General features: G+C 68.5%; 14 protein-coding genes and 1 pseudogene. 9 read left to right on the top strand and 6 right to left on the bottom strand.

What is annotated here, in order from left to right; all coding sequences use genetic code 11:
- Positions 1-458 precede the first annotated feature (458 nt).
- The 3 genes from ACFWUY_RS35785 (at position 459) to ACFWUY_RS35795 (ending at position 4,219) form a co-directional block, all read left to right on the top strand.
- The gene (locus ACFWUY_RS35785; protein ID WP_384119839.1) at positions 459-1,136 is read left to right on the top strand and encodes a hypothetical protein; all 678 of its coding nucleotides are present in this window, start codon (positions 459-461) and stop codon (positions 1,134-1,136) included.
- Positions 1,137-1,173: 37 nt separating this feature from the next.
- Positions 1,174-3,840 (top strand): Helicase associated domain protein, encoded by a 2,667-nt coding sequence (locus ACFWUY_RS35790; protein ID WP_384119843.1) that lies wholly within the window; start codon positions 1,174-1,176, stop codon positions 3,838-3,840.
- A gap of 100 nt (positions 3,841-3,940) precedes the next feature.
- Complete coding sequence (locus ACFWUY_RS35795; protein WP_384119846.1) at positions 3,941-4,219, top strand: hypothetical protein; 279 nt, start codon at positions 3,941-3,943, stop codon at positions 4,217-4,219.
- A 437-nt stretch (positions 4,220-4,656) separates the two neighbouring features.
- Here the strand turns inward: ACFWUY_RS35795 and ACFWUY_RS35800 are convergent, their stop codons facing one another.
- Positions 4,657-4,974, bottom strand: a complete 318-nt coding sequence (locus tag ACFWUY_RS35800; RefSeq protein WP_384119850.1) for a hypothetical protein — start codon at positions 4,972-4,974, stop codon at positions 4,657-4,659.
- Positions 4,975-6,956: 1,982 nt separating this feature from the next.
- Positions 6,957-7,607, bottom strand: a complete 651-nt coding sequence (locus ACFWUY_RS35805) for a hypothetical protein (protein ID WP_384119854.1) — start codon at positions 7,605-7,607, stop codon at positions 6,957-6,959.
- 497 nt (positions 7,608-8,104) lie between these two features.
- Here ACFWUY_RS35805 and ACFWUY_RS35810 point away from each other — a divergent pair.
- Positions 8,105-8,758 (top strand): annotated as a pseudogene (locus ACFWUY_RS35810) (IS110 family transposase); the annotation flags it as partial.
- Between the two features lie 1,027 nt (positions 8,759-9,785).
- On the opposite strand, the gene ACFWUY_RS35815 reads toward ACFWUY_RS35810, so the two are convergent.
- The gene (locus tag ACFWUY_RS35815) at positions 9,786-9,986 is read right to left on the bottom strand and encodes a hypothetical protein (RefSeq protein WP_384119859.1); all 201 of its coding nucleotides are present in this window, start codon (positions 9,984-9,986) and stop codon (positions 9,786-9,788) included.
- Between the two features lie 327 nt (positions 9,987-10,313).
- Complete coding sequence (locus ACFWUY_RS35820) at positions 10,314-10,700, bottom strand: hypothetical protein (RefSeq protein WP_384119864.1); 387 nt, start codon at positions 10,698-10,700, stop codon at positions 10,314-10,316.
- A 145-nt stretch (positions 10,701-10,845) separates the two neighbouring features.
- Between ACFWUY_RS35820 and ACFWUY_RS35825 the strand changes: the two genes are divergently transcribed.
- The 5 genes from ACFWUY_RS35825 (at position 10,846) to ACFWUY_RS35845 (ending at position 15,933) form a co-directional block, all read left to right on the top strand.
- Positions 10,846-11,361 carry a DUF6328 family protein gene (locus ACFWUY_RS35825; RefSeq protein ID WP_384119867.1) on the top strand — a complete coding sequence of 172 codons (516 nt, stop codon included), beginning with the start codon at positions 10,846-10,848 and terminating at the stop codon, positions 11,359-11,361.
- 396 nt (positions 11,362-11,757) lie between these two features.
- Entirely contained in the window at positions 11,758-11,913 is a 156-nt protein-coding gene (locus ACFWUY_RS35830; RefSeq protein WP_384119872.1) for a hypothetical protein, read from the top strand.
- A gap of 933 nt (positions 11,914-12,846) precedes the next feature.
- Positions 12,847-13,089 (top strand): hypothetical protein, encoded by a 243-nt coding sequence (locus ACFWUY_RS35835; RefSeq protein ID WP_384119876.1) that lies wholly within the window; start codon positions 12,847-12,849, stop codon positions 13,087-13,089.
- Between the two features lie 1,945 nt (positions 13,090-15,034).
- Complete coding sequence (locus tag ACFWUY_RS35840; RefSeq protein WP_384119880.1) at positions 15,035-15,496, top strand: ATP-binding protein; 462 nt, start codon at positions 15,035-15,037, stop codon at positions 15,494-15,496.
- Between the two features lie 101 nt (positions 15,497-15,597).
- Complete coding sequence (locus tag ACFWUY_RS35845) at positions 15,598-15,933, top strand: STAS domain-containing protein (protein WP_384119884.1); 336 nt, start codon at positions 15,598-15,600, stop codon at positions 15,931-15,933.
- A 217-nt stretch (positions 15,934-16,150) separates the two neighbouring features.
- Here ACFWUY_RS35845 and ACFWUY_RS35850 read toward each other — a convergent pair whose 3' ends face one another.
- Complete coding sequence (locus ACFWUY_RS35850) at positions 16,151-16,474, bottom strand: hypothetical protein (protein ID WP_384119887.1); 324 nt, start codon at positions 16,472-16,474, stop codon at positions 16,151-16,153.
- A 745-nt stretch (positions 16,475-17,219) separates the two neighbouring features.
- Entirely contained in the window at positions 17,220-18,071 is an 852-nt protein-coding gene (locus ACFWUY_RS35855) for an IS5 family transposase (RefSeq protein ID WP_384119890.1), read from the bottom strand.
- Between the last annotated feature and the right edge of the window lie 115 nt (positions 18,072-18,186).

Raw genomic sequence — 18,186 nt, forward strand, 5'->3', positions numbered from 1 at the left:
GCAGCGTCAGTTGTGTATAAGACACAGCCACATCGCTGCGCGATGTGCAAGCGAACCACCGCGCTGCGCGCGGTGGTTGCGCTCCCGCTCCGCGGGAGCGCTGGTGGCCCGCTCCGCGGGCCACGCACCTCCTGCGCTGCGCTTCGGAGGTGACGGTCCGTTCGCTGCGCTCCCGGACCGGCGCGGGCTACGCCCGCGCTTAGTGGGTCTCCGCTTCGCTTCGGCCCGGTTGGGGCGGGTCCGCTGCGCTCCCCCGCCCAACGGTCCTTCCGGCTGCGCCTCCAGAACCGTTGGGCCCGCTGTCGCGGGCCGGGCTGGCTACGGGGGTGGGGGTGCTCGTTCGTGTGGGTTTCAGTGTGGCGCGTGCATCCTGTAGATGCAGCATGTACCGTTGGTGGAAACACGGGATATCCCCCAACCGGCCGGAACCCTCCCTTAATTTCGAGAGGTGACCGCAGATGACCGGTCACCACGACTCTACCGGAGCGGATAGCACGCTGAGCAGCGATTCTGTACGGCGGGTGAGTCAGTATCAGACGGCGGGCACCAACGTCCGGTTGAGGCTGTTCGCGCTCCTGACCGCCCAGGGCGTGCCTGCGGCTGAGGCGGACGACCTGGTGGCGGCGCTGGAGGCCGGGGCGCAGTGCGAGGTGGTCGAGCTGGACGGGATGGCGCCAGTCTCTCAGGGGGCGCGGTTCGCGGACGGCTGGGACGAAGGCGTTGCGGCAGTGAGCGAGGCCCTGGTGGGCATCGTGGACCGGGACTGGGCGCGGCGCGGCGGCCGGTCGGCGGGGGCTTCTAAGCTGGCCGTACATATCGCGTACGTGCGGGAGCGTGAACGGGCCGCTCTTGTGCGGCTGGAGGCGTTCGTCCGGGAGTCCGTGCTGCCGCGCACGCACCCGGACACCATGGAGCGGCGCCGGGTGCTGGAGGCGCTGGGTGAGGCCGGCGGTCTGTGCACGGCGCGGACGGTGAACAGTGACGGGGACTACGTCGTCTGCACGCGCGAGGCCGGGCACTACGACCCGGACGACAGGCCGCCCTTCAAAGCCGGGGAGCCCGGCGGTTGGCACAAGGCGGGTGCGTCGATCTGGAACGACTTGGGTGCGGCCTGCATTCCGCACGCGGCCATCTGAAAGACCACGGGAATTCAGGCTTAGGGGAGGCAAGGGAATGTCAGCGATTCAGCTCAAGGAACACCAGGTAGATCAGCGGTCGGCGTTTCGTCGGTGGGTGGGATTTCCTGCAAGGTCATCTGTGCCCCCGCAGGGTGCCCGGGGCACGATCGTGTCAGCGACCGGCTCGGGTAAGACGATCACGGCAGCCGCGTGCGCGTGGGAGTGCTTCCGGGACGGCCGGATCCTCGTCACCGTCCCGACCCTGGACCTGCTCGTGCAGACCGCCCAGGCGTGGCGCCTGGTCGGCCACCGGGCCCGGATGGTCGCGGTGTGCTCCCTGGAGAACGACCCGGTGCTGAACGAGCTGGGGGTGCGCACCACCACCAACCCGATTCAGCTCGCCCTGTGGGCCGGTTCCGGGCCGGTCGTCGTGTTCGCCACGTACGCCTCCCTGGTGGACCGCGAGGACCCGCAGGACCCGACGGGGCAGCGGAAGGTCCGCGGGCCACTAGAGGCCGCTCTGGCGGGCGGAGAGCGGCTCTACGGGCAGCGGATGGCAGGCTTCGACCTCGCCATCGTGGATGAGGCGCACGGAACCGCTGGTGATCTTGGGCGGCCGTGGGCGGCGATCCACGACAACGCCCGCGTCCCGGCGGACTTCCGGCTCTACCTCACCGCCACCCCGCGCATCCTCGCCGCGGCCCGGCCGCAGAAGGGCGCGGAGGGCCAGGAGGCGGAGCTCGCGACCATGGCCGATGACCCGGAGGGTACGTACGGGGCGTGGCTCGCCGAGCTCGGGCTGTCGGAGGCGATCGAGCGGGAAATCCTCGCCGGGTTCGAGATCGACGTGCTGGAGATCCGCGACCCCTCCCCCGCCCTCGGGGAGTCGGAGGAAGCGCGGCGCGGCCGGCGCCTGGCCCTGTTGCAGACCGCACTTTTGGAGCACGCCGCCGCGTACAACCTGCGTACGGTCATGACGTTCCACCAGAAGGTCGAGGAAGCAGCCACGTTCGCGGAGAAGCTGCCCGAGACTGCAGCCGAGCTGTACATGAACGACGCCTCCGACGAGGACCTGGCGAAGGCTGAGAAGCTCCCCGCGTCGTCGATCGACGCGGAGTTCTACGAGCTGGAGGCCAGCCGCCACGTACCCCCGGACCGGGTGTGGTCGGCGTGGCTGTGCGGCGACCACCTCGTCACCGAGCGGCGCGAGGTCCTGCGGCAGTTCGCAGGCGGCATCGACGCGGCCGGGCGCCGGGTGCACCGCGCCTTCCTCGCCAGCGTTCGCGTGCTCGGGGAAGGCGTCGACATCACCGGCGAACGAGGAGTCGAGGCCGTCTGCTTCGCCGACACCCGTGGCTCCCAGGTGGAGATCGTGCAGAACATCGGCCGCGCCCTCCGCCTCAACAAGGACGGCAGCACCAAGGTCGCCAGGATCATCGTGCCCGTCTTCCTGCAGCCCGGCGAAGATCCGACCGACATGGTCGCCTCCTCCTCGTATGCAGGCCTGGTCGCTGTGCTCCAGGGCCTCCGCAGTCATGACGAACGACTCGTCGAGCAGCCCGCCTCCCGCGCCCTCACCAGCGGCAAGCGCAAAGTCCACATCCAGCGCGACGAGAACGGGCAGATCGTCCGGGCCGGCGGCGAGGGCGACGGCGAGGACCAGGACGACGACGGCACGCAGGCCGCCGCCGAAGCCGTCCTGCTGCACTTCTCCAGCCCGCGCGACCCGGCGACCATCGCGGCGTTCCTGCGCACCCGGGTGTACCGGCCCGAGTCGCTGGTGTGGCTGGAGGGCTATCAGGCCCTGCTGCGGTGGCGGGCGGAGAACGAGATCACCGGTCTCTACGCCGTGCCCTACGACGTGGAGACCGAGGTGGGGGTCACGAAGGATTTCCCCCTGGGGCGGTGGGTGCATCAGCAGAGGAAGGCGCTGCGGGCGGGTGAGCTCCAGGAGCGGCGCAAGGTGCTGCTGGACGCGTCCGAGGCCGGGATGGTCTGGGAGCCGGGCGAGGAAGCGTGGGAGAACAAGCTCGCCGCGCTGCGGTCCTACCGGCGGGCCATGGGACACCTCGCGCCCCGTCAGGACGCCGTATGGGGCGAGGGCGAGACGATGGTCCCGGTCGGCCAGCACATGGCGAACCTGCGCCGCAAGGGCGGCCTGGGCAAGGACGCGGAGCGGGCCACCGTACGCGCGCAGCAGCTGACCGCGATCGACGAGGACTGGAACTGCCCATGGCCGCTGGACTGGCAGCGGCACTACCGCGTCCTCGCCGACCTGGTCGACGCCGACGGCATCCTGCCGGCCATCGCACCCGGCGTGGTCTTCGACGGCGACGACATCGGCAAGTGGCTGAAGCGGCAGAAGAACCCAGGCACCTGGACGCAGCTTCTCCCCGAGCAGCAGCAGCGGCTGTCGAAGCTGGGCGTGCAGCCCGACCAGCCGCCGGCTCCCGCCCCGGCAGCCCCGCGTGCGGCGAAGGGGCCGTCCATGGCACAGGCGGCGTTCCAGCGCGGCCTGGCCGCCCTCACCCAGTGGGTCGAGCGAGAAGGCGCGGACCGGCCCGTACCCCGCGGTCACAGCGAACAGATCACCGTCGACGGCCAGGCGGAGCCGGCGGTCGTGAAACTCGGCGTATGGATCTCCAACACCAAAACCAGGAGGGACCGACTGACCGCCGACCAACTGGGCGCCCTCGCGGAACTGGGCATGCAGTGGGCATGAACGTACGCGCGGAATTACGTGATCGTAGCCTTGGGGAATTACGTGACCGTTCACAGGCCGGCTCCACCAGGAGCAGCAGCGGCGCCTGGCCGAACTCGGAGTGAAGCCCGTACGGGCCCGTACCCCGGCCGCGACGATCGGCACGACTTCCAGGTCCGGGCGGGGCGCCGAGGCGTTCCAGAAGGCCGTCCAGGTTCTCGCCCAGTACCGCGAGCGGGAAGGCGGCGGCCTGCCCGGACGGGCGCACGTCGAGCAGTTCCCCGACGGGATCGAACACCGCACCGGGGTATGGATCGTCAACCAGAAGCAACGCCGCGACCGGCTCCACCTAGACCAACTCGTCGCCCTCGCCCACCTCGGCATCGGCTGGGCGCAATAGTTACGTATGCGGGAGCTCTCGACCGCAGGCAGCACCACAGCAAGCGGGGGTCTTGCTGATCGGGTTGTGCTCACAGTTCACGTGCTGCCCGACGCTTCTCCGGCACGGGCGTCGGGCGGCTCGTGCCGGAGGCGATATGAACGCTCAGCGGGCCTTCTCCTCGGGAGTACTGCCGATCTTGTCGAAACCGACCACGTCCGACCCGTAGATCTCGGCGTCAGCCCGGGCGCACTGCTGGGTCAAGGAACTGGACGGCTGCGCCCCGGATGCCCACGGCACCGCGTACGGTGAGGGCTGGGACGGCGGTGTGGACCGGGCGCTGGAGGTGTTGGTCTCCACCGCCGATAGCGCCTACCGGCAGCGCGGGCACGCACACGTCACCAGGTCGCTGCTGATCGGTGGGGAGATCCTCCACAACCGACTCGCCCGCGCCCAGCTCATTCATTGTCGCGGCTCTTGTCATGGCTCTTGAGGTTGCGGCCTGCGCCGCTGGGTGACTTCAGGTAGGCATTCTCCGCCTCCGCATCCTGCCACTTGGCGTACAGGTACGTGCACGCCAAGATGGAGGCTCCAAGGGCGGTAAGAGTCGCGCCCTGAACTGCCACCAGACGCTTAGTGAGCTTGGAGAGCTTGCCTCCAACTGGTGGGGCCTCGCTCTTGCAAATGCCGACGTGGCCGGTCTCCAGTGAGTGCCGCTGCAGTTCTTCGAGACCGGCAGCCTGGAAGGGGCATGCGGTGCACACGTATTCGGTCATCAGTTGATCCCCCTAACGGAAAGTAGATTGCCACAGATTGAGTGCGTCCGCGCACCACTTGGTCATCCTCTAGCCCGGAGCCAGCCGGAGAGCAAGCAATTCCGGCAGACAGGACCCCGGGCGCGCTGGGCGACTCGGGGTGCAGGAGGCGCAAGCCCGAGTGGAGGCAGCGAAGACGGAGCTCGGCAAGGAGCTGTGCGCCCGTCTCCAGCCGTTCCAAGACCGGTACGACGAGGCCGTGCGCGACGGCGACGCGGGCCGGCTGGCCGGGGTCTGTCCGGGCGCAGGCACGGTCGCTGGGAGCGGATCTGCGTCTTGGAGGACGCCCACGAGACCTTGTTGGAGGAGCCGCGCTGGGGCCGCAATAGCGAAGGGCAGCCGAGCGCGTGGGTGGGTAGCGCGCCCGACGGCTGGTGAGTCCACCAGGCCGCTCCATCCTGTGAGCGGGAAGGGCCCCGGCGCACGACGCGCCCGGGGCCCTTCGCTGTCCTAGGCCGCTTCCTCGTGTGCCTACGTGGTGACCGGGAGGAGTTCGGTGAGGCGGTCCAGGCGAGTAGAGAGCGCTCGGACGGGGTGGGCACGGTTTTGGACGCACTGGACAGTGCCGGTGGCCGGTAGAGACAGGCGCCGGTTGGTCTCGCGGAGGACAACTGCGGCGAGGGCGCTGCGGCCGTCGTTCTTCGGCAGGGCGGCGGCGCAGCAGTGCACGTGGGCCTTGGCTGACCCGGGCGACTTCCTCGCCCCGAGGCGTCGGACGAGGACCTGGCCGTTGCCCGAGCGCCATACGTAAGGGCAAACGGACCGGGTACGCGTAGCGCCCGAACCACTCCTGGTCCAGGTCCTGTGCGCGAGGCCCCAGACTCTGCGGAGTCTGGGGCCTCGCCTGTTCGGCAGCCCGGATCCTGTCGGCCCCTTCGGATCACCGCGCGTCTCGCGCCAGGACGCGACCGGGGCAAACGACGATCAGAGCGCCGGCAGGACCGAGAAGCGAGGCCCCGGGAACCCATGTCTGACGCCCTGGGGCGCAACGCTGTGCAGGTCACCTGGGGGAACTCGCTACTGGGGAACTATTCGTCTGCGTTTTCGCGCCTCGGACAAACCGGGTTGTCACACGGCTGGAGGTCGAGGGCGTAGGTCCGCTTCTCAGTGAAGGCGAGCACTTCCACTCGCTCGTAGCGCCGGGGCCATCCGCACACGCAGGGGTCTGCGTCGTCGCTCGTGGGGTTTGTCATGTACTACTCCGTATTCTGTTGTGGCGCCTCAGCATCCAACCGCGCTCGGCCATGGGCGAGGACGCATCGATCTTCGGATCCTAGGCGTTCTTTCATCAGACGCCAACCCGTTTTGTCCGATTAATGGCCTATGTGAGTAACGTCACTCGACGGGTGCCACCTGCAGCTGCTGACGTACTTCGGACAGTAGTGGCGGCTGAAAACGATCTTTCGGTTTCGTGTCAGTGCGCCACCTGCACGGATACCACCCCGTGGCAGTGGAGTCACCGCGATCTCTCGCGCTCACGACAGTACGCTCCACTCGGGAAACGGACGCTGACCTGCTCCGACGCACAAGCCTTCGCTGCCTCTCACTTCACTGTCACAAAACCGAGAGATCACAGCACGGCGGTACCCTGTGCACGTGTGCACGCGGTACCGCGCGAGGACCGGCCGGGGCCGGGACGGACAGGCGGCGGGCGGCGGGTGGTCCGCCGGCGCCCGGACCGGCCGGGGCCTGAACGGTCCGCTCGACAACGACCCGGGCGGTTACGGGTTACCGGTCTGCGAGGTAGCCACAGGTGCGCGTTGGGCAGATCAATCGCCGCCGGATAGACAAGCGCGCGAAGCTCCTGGCGGACATGGGCGGTCTTGGTTGAGTGCCCATGTCCGCCAGGAGCTTCGCCGTTCGATGTAGCCGCAATGGCCAACAACTCAACCCCGCAGCCAGATTGGAAAGAATTCAGCGATTCTCTGATGGTACGCCAGCTATCAAGCCGAACACCTTACTGCCAGATCATACGTGGCACCCAGCCTATTGGCATTCTCGAGGTGGAATATCCCGTAATCCTGAGCGGTTCGGTCCGCGATATCTACAAGTGTAAAATATTCCCTCGTCGCAGTCACCCCGAAATCCTTAGTAATATATCCCTCTATCACTTCTGGCTTTCCTGCCGGGCATACCACATTCTCGCTAAGGGAGGTAGGCTGCGAAGGCCCCAACTTACTCCCGAGGAGATTCACAGTCTTCGTGACGAGGATGCTGGGAACGCTGCATGTATAGTCGCCTTTAATATTTGAAGCTTCGGTCTTGCTCGTATTGATGACATCCACGCTGAAGCCGGGTCCTCTTTCGCCATAGGCTGGCTCGAAACTGTAGTTGCGCGTGATGACACCTGAACCTGGAGTCAGCTTCCCCGTGCCGACCAGTGTCGATCCGAGGGGGCAAAACCAGCCCTGATTGAACACGGCATCGGGTTTCACATAAACCGTCGAGGAATAGGGCTTTTCAACGGGGAAGTCATAAGCCGAGGCCGTGCCCGTACCGAAGGCAAGCGTCGTGCCTGCGAGAAGCGACACTGCCGCCACCGCCTTGACACTCCACTTTCGAGGGTTGCTTCGATTCTTCATCGTAAACTTCACCGTGAACCCCTTCGATTAGAAACCTCTGAGGGCCTCAAAGTATCCATGGCGATATCAGCCGGGGTGAGTAACCCGTACCCCACTTCAGGGGCCCTTGTGAGCGAATGGCATGCTGAGCCGGCCGCCCCAGAAAGTCCAGCGGCGCAGTTGGTGGCGTCGCTTCTGCGGAGGCTTCTGATGGCTGTGCCGCAAGAGGCAGACCGGTTTGCCGGCGAGGCAACCGTCAATCACACCCCCGTTATCGTCTTCGTGGCTCCGCAATGGGGCCGCTGGCCTCCGGGCCCGGTATGCCTGTGTCCCCTCTGTCGGATGGATGACCTGGGGGGTGGTGTCGCCGGGTCTGTGGGGTGCCGTCACAGACGCTGATGAGAGAGCCGGCCACCGTCCGGTCCGGCGCAATGCCGAACAGTACGCGGGCGGCAGGTCTGCATAACGTGGATGCGCGAGCACGGTGCCATTGCCGAGGCCGGCATGGTCAACCACCTGGAGAGAGCGCGATGTTCGACATCGAAGGCGTGGGCGTCTTCCTCGGGATGGACGTCGGCAAGACGGCCCATCACGGCCACGGGGTCACCCCGGCAGGGAAGAAGGTCTTCGACAAGCCGATGCCCAACAGCGAGCCGAAGCTGCGGGTCGTCTTCGACAAGCTCAGGGCCAAGTTCGGCACGGTCCTGGTGATCGTGGACCAGCCCGCATCGATCGGCGCTCTGCCGTTGACCGTCGCCCGTGATGCGGGGTGCAAGGTCGCCTACCTGCCCGGACTGGCGATGCGGCGGATCGCTGACCTGTATCCGGGCGAGGCGAAGACCGACGCGAAGGACGCGGCAGTGATCGCGGACGCCGCCCGCACCATGCCGCACACGCTGCGGTCGCTGGAGCTGACAGACGAGATCACCGCCGAGCTCACCGTGCTGACCGGCTTCGACCAGGACCTCGCGGCCGAGGCCACCCGCACCAGCAACCGGATACGCGGCCTGCTGACCCAGTTCCACCCCAGCCTCGAGCGGGTTCTGGGCCCGCGTCTGGACCACCCCGCCGTCACCTGGCTCCTCGAGCGGTACAAATCCCCGAATGCTCTGCGGAAAGCCGGCCGCCGCAGACTCGCCGAGCTGATCCGGCCCAAGGCCCCCCGCATGGCCGCCCGGCTGATCACTGCGGCGATGTTGGTGGCTCCGGTGATGCGGAGGGCTCCGATGGCGAGGTTGCGCAGGGTGGCCATCGTGCGGGGAATTGTTGCCGGTGCGGGCCTGTGAGCGGTCTTCGTCGAACGTGACGTCACGGACGTGGTGGAGGCAGTTTTCGATGCTCCAGTGCCTGCGCGTGTAGATGCCGAAGTGGGCGGGGCCGGCCCGATGCGAGTGCAGGCTGGTGATGCCGTAGACGGTCTCGGTGTGTTTCGGCCGTCCGTCGAGGTGGCGGACGGTATCAACCGGCCCGGCGGGACCGAAGTGGCCGGGAGCTGCCGCGGAGAGATGTTGAGCAGCTCTGAAGACGAGTATGAAGACGACGCGTTGGTTGTCGATGGGACGGGATGAAACACCCCCGGCGGCCGTCAGGACGGCGCGGGCGCGGGGCGCCGGCCCCGCGCCGGGCACCGCCAGGACGAGAGCGAGGAGCAGGGCCACGAACACCCGCCAGGACGTGGCCGGCGTCCGGTCCGGACCAGGCCGTGGATAGTCCCTCACACCCTCACAGCCTGCCCGCCCACCAGGCAAAACAGCCCGTGAACCACACAGGAACGCCACTCACCACGGACACGCTGATGAGCAAGGTCAGCCCCGCTCACCACCGAGCCGGAACGCGCGGGGACGCGGACGAATGCCCGGTGCGGCCCGGTGGGACAGGAGGAGAATGGAAGAGAGCCTGGAGGTTTTGCGCGTGCCTCTGGGCTCCCTCGCGGTTCATGCGAACACCTGGAACGCGACGCTCTGTACGCCACTTTCCGGCCCCGACACAGCCACCCCGCACGAGGAAGGGCCCGGACGGGCCACGAGCACCACGCAGGACGTGGCCGGCGCACCGCCGGACCGGACCGTGGACAGTCCCTCACAGACTCACAGCACGTACGCCCACCAGACACAACAGCCCGTGAACCACACAGGGTGCCACTCACCACGGGCTCGGTAGTGAGCGAGGCCGGCCCGCTCACCAAGGACACGCTGATGGGCGGGGCCGGGCTCAGCCGTTGGCGTCGGCGGGCGTGTGGAGGCCGAACTGGAGGGCGGCCAGGGCGACCGCGTCGCGGATGCTCAGGCTCTCGCCGTCCCGGCCAGCCTCGGAACGCAGGAGCTCGGCGCGCACGGCCAGACGGTCGACGAGCTCGCGCTGAAGGTAGGTCAGGTTCCGGCAACCGCGCCGCCAACCCGCGTATGAGTCCACCCGGGCACCGTAGAGGCGCACACGCCACCGTGCGCGCCCGGCGGAGGCGAATGCACCCGGGGATTTGGCCCCCGCCGTTGCGAAAAGCCGCCACAGGGGCGCACAGGCACTCTCACGACGTCGGGGCAGGCTGGCGGGACGCTGCCCGGCAGTGGAGCGTGTCGAGGTCGCACCCTGAGTCCCGTCCTGAGTCTCACCCTGGGTGCCGTCCTGGGTCGCACCCCGGGTCGCGCCGCCTTCTTTACGACGGATCCCGGAACGGCGGCGTGACCTGCTGTGCAACCGCAGCTTCCGGCGAGGCGGCGCGCCGACTACTTGTTCCTGCGGCTATCGGCGGCGGGTGCCTCGCAGGAGGCCGTACAGAAATCTGCGTGCCGCGCGCAGCGAGGGTCGGGGCCTTGTGCGCGGGGTGGTTCCGGCTCGGCTCAGTGGCGCTTCGGGCATGGGGAGTGTGCGCTCTGCGATCACCAGCACGCAGGTGGTGGCCTGCCCGGTGGCTTTGCCGGTATGGAGAGTGACGTCGAAGGGCTGGGGCGGGTCGCCGGGCAGTTCGGCGGTGAGCGTGATCACGGGTCTGCAATGTCCCGTTTGCGTGCGCTGGTAGGCGACCACCTTGCCGTCTACGAGCAACTCGGTCTCACGGGCGGCGTGGTGGGTGTGCACGGTGACGGAGTGGCCGTGCACGTCGAGGTGGAAGCGGTGGCTGCGGGCCACGGCGTACCTCCCGGGCATCCGAGACGCGTACCTGCAGGGTAGGCGGTTTCCACGACAGAGCGTGCCGATATCGTCTCGAATCGCTTATTCATCACCAATTATGGGATATGGCTTCACAGGGGTGATTGCGGCGAGGGAGTGCGCCATGGCGAGGGGCACCGGGGGCATCGCTCCTGATCTTCCCTTCCAGCGGCGTGGGCGCGAGGAGACGGCCGAGGAGCGTGCGGACCGGATGTGGGACGACCTGCTGCAGGAGCTGCGGGTGGCCCAGACCGGTATACAGATCCTTTTGGGTGTCCTGCTCATCGCGGTGTTCCAGCCCGCCTTCACCAACCTCGGCGACACCGACCGTGCCCTCTACATCACCGCGGTCACCCTGGGGGCGGCCAGTGCGGGAGCTCTCATCGGACCAGTCTCCCTGCACCGGATGGTGGCCGGCCGCCGGATCAAGCCCCAGACCGTGAGACTCGCCTCCCCGATGGCCAAAACCGGACTCGCACTGCTTGCCGTGACCACCATCTTGACCCTGCTCCTGCTGCTGCGGGTGGCCCTCGACGGCACGCTCGCAGCCTGGCCGAGCGCCGGCATCAGCGCCTGGCTGATCGCCCTGTGGTTCGCCCTTCCCGCCTGGGCCAGGCGTCACTACACCCACCGCACCTAGCACTGGCCATCAGTGACGCCACCCCGGGGTGCGATGCGGCGTCCTCGCGGCAGTGAGCCATCCGGCAATGGCCTCCCCCTGACCGCCGCCAGGGCGTGAAGGACCACCGCCATGTCACTGACAAGCACCAGCCACAGGCCGGCGAACAGCAGGAACACGGTTCCTCCACTCAACCGTGGCGAACAAGCTCCCCCTGACACGAAGACGGCACATCGCCAGGAGATCGTGGACGCGGCCGCCGTCACGGTCACGGTCACGGAAGTACATCTCGCCCAGCGCCTCGGGGCGAGCCGCCAGAACACGCGCCAAATCAGGCATCTAAGACTTTTCACATGATATTTACTTTTTGTGAAGCTGGTTGCAGTCGGCAGCCGGCCGTTCTGAGAGGTGACGTAGATGCCGGAAATGCCGCACGGCATGCAGGACGCCGCGGAGAAGGTCAAGAAGATCGAGTCCAACGTCAAGTCCGCTCCCGCGGACTGGAGCAAGAAGCAGGAGACCACCGAACTCCTGCGTGAGCTCAAGTCGACGGTCGAGCAGCAGACCCGCTGACCACAGGCCCGCATCACGCCCCTGTGCTCTCCCCTCGCCTGACGCGTGTGAGGAGAGAGCACAGAGGCGCCGTCACGTAGCTGACAGGGCGGGACGGCCTTCCGCCGGGTCGCGTCCGCGCGGGCGGCCTGGCCATGGAGCGCGACGCCGTCCCACACCAAGCACCGCGAGCCGGTACGACGAGGCCACAGAGGATGGGGGATGCGGCCTCGGGGACCAGGCGCGGGCCCCCGAGGCCGTGCGGGGTGCGTGATTCCGCCCTGGGGGTGAACGACGAAATCCGGGCACACGCCGCCTGATCAACATCTACTCGCCCGCGCCCGTTACGCGCCTTCACCCTCCCGGCCCTCATGGAGATAGGGAGCCGTGACGCTCGGGGGGATCGGCCACGGCTCCCAGACCAGGGGGCGCGGCCGGTGTCGGCCTGATAGCCGCTCGGCCCGCACCTCCATATCTACCGCCACAACACCATCCACGCGACCGGCACAGGACCGGACGGGAATAGGCCTTCACGCATCAGGCCGAGGCGCCCCGGGCAGCGGCACGAACTCGCCCAGGCCGGGACGCCGCATTCGATGAGCGGTCGTGCGGCACGGGTGTGCCGGGGTCCTCCAGCGAAAACCCCGGCTGCGGCACTGTGCAGCAGGCCAGCACGACCTGTCACCGGAAACGGATCCCGGCGGGCACCGGGCCTCAGCCGCCCCTCCCAGAGCCTGGCTTCGCCACTCGGACAAAACACCGGAATCAAGGCCTTGCGGCCCGGGATGACCGCTGCGGCCGCCCGCCGGATATACGGTCCTGGCTTACCCATCTTGACCGTGAACTCTGGGAGTGTTCATGCGGAACCCCCTGCCCGGCCTGACAGCCCCTCTCCAGGCCTGGGATCCTAAGGTCCTTGAGGCGGTCCGGTCCTGCGCGGCCCCCCTGTACGCGGTGGCCTACCCCACCCGGCGGGGAGACTGGCAGGTATTCCTGCTGGAACGGCCCGACGCCGCTGTGCGTGACAGCTTCGATGCCGGCGGCGCCTGGCCCCGCGCGGTCGACCAGCAGCTCACCGACCGCGGCTATGTCGCCCTTGCCTCACTGCTCTGCATGAACTGGATCCCCCTCCCCCGGGACGGACGGGGATCCGAAGTCTTCCGCGACCACCACGACGGCGACACGGAAAGCTGGTAGACCCACCCCCTCCCCCTGTCGGCGATCAGTGAATCTGCGTAACACTCAACCAACCTGCGCAGCTGAGCCTTGAACTGACCAACGACAGCCCGGAGCGCACCTGCGGGGGCGGCCCGGAGCCCGCTCGTCACCCACGTTGCACAGCCGTCACTCATTCGCGTGCCGCAACCCCTCCAACGAAGGACGCGCCGCTGGCGCAGCCTCGCCGGGCCCTTACCGTGCTTGGTGGGAGGTCGGGCCGACTGGTCGTTGATCCGTCTCCCTGGCGCCCCCGTACCCAACGCAGCGACCCCCGGTACGGGGGCGCAACGTGTTCTGGAGCCCCCGCAGCCGAGGGAGAGGGGGATGCGGGGGCGCGGGTGCCGGCCCCCGCGCCAGATACCGCCCGGGCGAGGAAGCCGACCAGGATCACGGGGAACGAGCAGCACCACCAGGACGTGCACCACAGCCGGCCCAGGACACCGCCCGGCGCTGTGCGGCGATCTGAGAGCCGAGCACCTCCCGGCTCCACCCCCATGGGAGACCCGGGTGGGGCGGAAAGCGCTCAGAACGGCGCAGAGGCCGCCTGCAGGCCCGGCACCGAACCCGCCCTTACTTCGGCATCGCTCTTCAGCAGCAAACCGGCATCACGCCTTCAGCAAGGCCACAACCCCGCAGGTCACACGACACAACATCCACTGAAGACGAAACACCGAAGCACTGAAAAACCACCACCGAATAGCAGGAGGCCGGCCACCGCGCCGGACCCCCGAGCGAGGAGACCGAGGCCGGGGCGGAGCGGGGGCAGGACGGCCCGGCGCGGGGCGCCGGGCCCACGTGTGGGCACCGCCAGGACGTGGGTGAGGGCCAGGGCTACGGGCACCCGCCGAGACGTACCGGTGACCGGTCCGGTGCCACACGGGCGTCATCCGTCTTACCCGGGAAACGACACCACTGTTCACCAGCCGGGCGGCACCTGCGGTTAAGAACCGCCCACCATCGGCGGCACCGCGCCGGTGAAGACAGATGACGCCCCGCAGTGAAAAACCCGCGACGCCCATCACCCGCTGTCCGTCAGTTGTCCGGGCCCCGCCGCCCGGGATCGTGAACGGTGGGGCCCGGATGCGCGGGGTCCCGGCGCACGGGCCCGCGCCGGCGGGCCTGCCCTGCCGGGACAGCAGTACAAGGCCGCCGCAGCACGTCCGGACCGCGAACACGGACGTACCACACCAGAGTACGAACAACACACCAGAACCGTTCCAATTATTCGTCCTGACCTGCCCCCGTCCTTACGGCAAAGTGGTTCTATGCGCGTTGCGCCAGCTCGCTTACCAGGCGTTTCCCGCTGCCGGGCACAGGTCGCGGTCCTGGTCGCACCGGAGCACCCGCCCGGGCAGGGCCGGGCAGGTGCGCTGACCTGCGCCCTGATAAGTACTGACTGCTCATTCTGCAGCTCTCTGGACAGGGTTTCGTGGTTCACAGAGCCGCCCAGCAGGTGCAGGGCCTGTGGGGAGATCCACTCCTGTGAGGCGGCTGGTGAGGACAGTCGATTCCCTCCGACTGCACGTGTTACCTGAGCGCGTACCTCATCCTCGATGCGCCGGCATGGACAGCAACCCCTGGTTGCCGGCGCATCGAGCCTCTTTTCCCTGCCGGATGAAAACAGCCGCGCCCGCACCGGCCGCACAGCAGAGGCCAGAGGCCTGCACACGGCGGGCCACCGCCTTCTCCCGTCCCGGTCACCGCGGTCCGTCTCTTGGCGGCCGCCCGCCTCCCGGCGTCGGCAGGAAGCCGCACACCCGCGCCGCACGGGGCGTATCACTCCCACCTCACACCGCATACCCGGTGCCCGATTTCTTCGGATTTGGGTATTGACTGCTCAGGGTTTCCGTGCTCCAGGGGAGTGTGCTGGAAGCAGCAGAAAAGGCAGCATCCACCCGGCCCCACTGGACAGGCAGTGATCCCGATGACGACCACCACCATCTCCCCCGCCGACCCACAGCCTGTGCTGCGAGCCGTCGCCACCGGTGAGCGCGTCTTCGGCCTGCCGCTCGAGCACGGCCCGCTGGCCCCGGCCACCGCCCGGCACGCCGCCCAGCCCATCCTGGAATCCTGGGGCCTGGACGACGAGCAGGTCTACGATGCGCTGCTGGTCATCTCCGAACTGGTCACCAACGCCGTCACCTATGCTCTGCCGCCCGTCGTCCTGCACCTGCACGCCACCGCCGACGACACCGGCCAGGTCCAGGTGCATGTCAGTGACGGCGGACCCCGGCCCGCCACCACCACCGGCGGCTGGGCCGCCTGCCGGCCCGAGGACGAGCACGGCCGCGGCGAGGCCATCATCACCACCCTCACCGACTGCGCCGGCACCGGCTGTGACACCGACGGATTGATCGACCACTGGGCCACTCTCGACGCCGCGTAACCCCACACCTGCCATCCTGGACACACCCCCCACCCCCTGGAGCCCGGGAAGACAAGGGGGGAAGAGAACTGGCCCGGCCTTATCGGGAACCGGAGGCGGCCATGCGGGCACAAGACCTGCTGCGGACCCACACCCTGTGGTACCGCGACACCGTCGAACTGCGCTTGGCCGGGGAACTCGACCTCGCCACCGTCCCCCTCCTCCAAGCAGCCGCCGCCACCGCCCTGAGCACCCGCCCCCGCCACCTGAACCTGGATCTGGCCGGCCTGACCTTCTGCGACCAGACGGGCCTGCGCGCCCTGCACCAGCTCACCCACCAGGCCCACACCGCCCACATCAGCCTGCGCCTCACCGGCCTTCACCCCCACCTGCACCGCACCCTCACCCAGCAGCGCACACCCCCGTCCCCCCGCACCCCGCCCGTCCTGCGCCACTGACCGCCTCCCATCGCGGCCGGGCCCAGGGGGCCAGAAGGCAACACGGGATCCCGGACGCCTCACCCGGCGCTGAAGAAGGGCACGGCCGGGACGATGCGGCGCACCCCCGAAACCCGCGCGCAGCCCGGCACAGCGGCCCCACACCCCGAACCGGAGCCGGTCCTCACTTGTCTCGCTGGGCCTTGACGCTCTGGAGCGGGTGGCGCCGGGGTGGTGGTCAGGGGCGGGCGTGGACGGTGGCCCGCGTACCGGGGCGGGTGGCGGCCATGTACCGCAGGCACGGGGCGTGCCGGGTGCAGGTGTGGATGACGGCGAGGAGGTGGCCGCGCTGGTTGGTGTACTGCACGATCCGCTCCGCTGCCTCGCCGCACAGCCGGCTTTTTGGGGCCCGGGCCGGATCGGTGACCTCGCAGCGTCCCGGCGCGGCATTCACCTGCAGGCGCAGGATGCTGCCGAGCGTCTTGAGGAAGACGGCGGCTTTCGTGCGACGCTGGAGGGTGGCCGGGGCCGCCATCCGGCCCCGGCCAGTCCCCACGCTCACGGCAGGCTTGTTTTCCGGCACTGCCGGGAGGTTTTTCTCCCTGTGTGCTGCTGAAGCGCTGGACGGGGGTGTGGGGCGCGGATTGTCCGGAGCCTTGTGGTGGAGGGCCTCCTGGCGTTCCAGACCCCAGCGCCCGTTTGGGCGTTGTTCTTGCCTTCCCGGCCTTCCTGGTCTTCGCGGCCGGCCCGGACGGTTCGCTGCGCAGACCAGGGCGGCGGCGCTGCGGCGGGGGCGGGCCGGACAGACGCCTGGGGGGCGCCGGCGGCGGCGGAGATGCGCTGGGGGTAAAGACACAGGCGGGGCAGCGGACGGTGCTGCCGGCCTTGGCCTGGGACGCCCAGGTGTGGTCACAGGCACGGCAGACGAGAGTAACCGGCGGGCGGATGGAGCCGGCCGGCACGGTGACCCAAGCCCCGCAGCCACCCCGCTGCACCGGGCAGCGCACCGTGCTGCCGGCCGAGCGTACAGCGGCAGCCCGGCCGCAGACATGACAGCGCACCGCCGCCACCGCCAGAAGGTCTCCCACCGCCGCCCTCACTTCCCGGCCTCTCCCGATACGCACCGTCCTGCCGGGCCCAGCATCCCGCACGCACAGGCCGGGCACAGACGGTTCCGCGTACGCCAAACGGCTTCATCCGCAAGAGGCCCGGGCACAGAACCGTCCCCCGCAGAAAAACGGCCCTGTCCACAGCCCCCCGGCACAGGGGTGTCCACCAAAGTCAGCTTAGACCGACCGGCAAATGGGTCACTTGAGGCGTCGGGTGGTGGGGCGGCCGTCCCAACGGTAACGGTTCGTTGTTCGGCGGATCAGCATGCGGAGGGTGACGAGTGTGGCGGCGAGATAGAGGTAGAAGTCCACGGTGCTTCCGCTCTTTTCCGTGCAGCGCCGGAGCTTGCCGTAGTCGTTCATCCACGAGTGTGTGCGTTCGACCACCCACCGCCTGCCGGCCTGAATCGGGGCCGGCAGGCCTTTGCGGGCGATCTCGGCCGTGAATCCCAACTCAGCGATCAGCGCACGGGACTTCGCACTGTCATATCCGCGGTCGAGGTTGACGTTCACGGCCTTTGGAAGCGCACCGACCTGCTCCTTCGCGGCTTCCAGGGTCGGTCCCAGCAGGGGTGAGTCGTGGCGGTTGGCGCCGTCGGAGACGATCCCGAGCGGGACTCCGCAGGCATCGGAGGCGACCGAGCGCTTCAACCCCTGCTTGCCCCGGTCGACCGGTGACCGTCCGGCCTTCTCACCACCCGACGGGGCTTTGGTGATGCAGCCGTCCACCGAGAGCTCACTCAGCCCCAGGCCGATCATTCGGTCGTAGGCCTCGAGCGCGAGAGCGTGCACCTTCTCGGATATCCCCAGCTCAGCCCACTGCCTGACACGGCGGCGGATGGTCCGGTGGGAACACCCGGGAGTGGAGATGCGCTCATAGCCGGATCCGTGGACCAGCGCAAGCACGACGTGCTCAAAGACGGTCCGGTCCGCAACCCGTCGCCGATGACAGCCCAGTGGATGACTCTCGGCGTATTCGCTCCGCACAGGCAGCAGAGCGGCGAATTGGTCCCACAAGGGTTCCAGAAGGCATGACGGGACCGCAGGCACGAGTCCTCCAGGTGATCACTGAGCGTCAAGAATTCCATGATCACTCAGGCTCGTGCCTGCCTTGCGTCCAGGCTCGCGTGGAGCAGCCCTGCACACCATTTGCCGGTCGATCTAA

Origin of the sequence: Streptomyces sp. NPDC058664, assembly GCF_042716635.1 — a bacterium.
Taxonomy (GTDB): domain Bacteria; phylum Actinomycetota; class Actinomycetes; order Streptomycetales; family Streptomycetaceae; genus Streptomyces.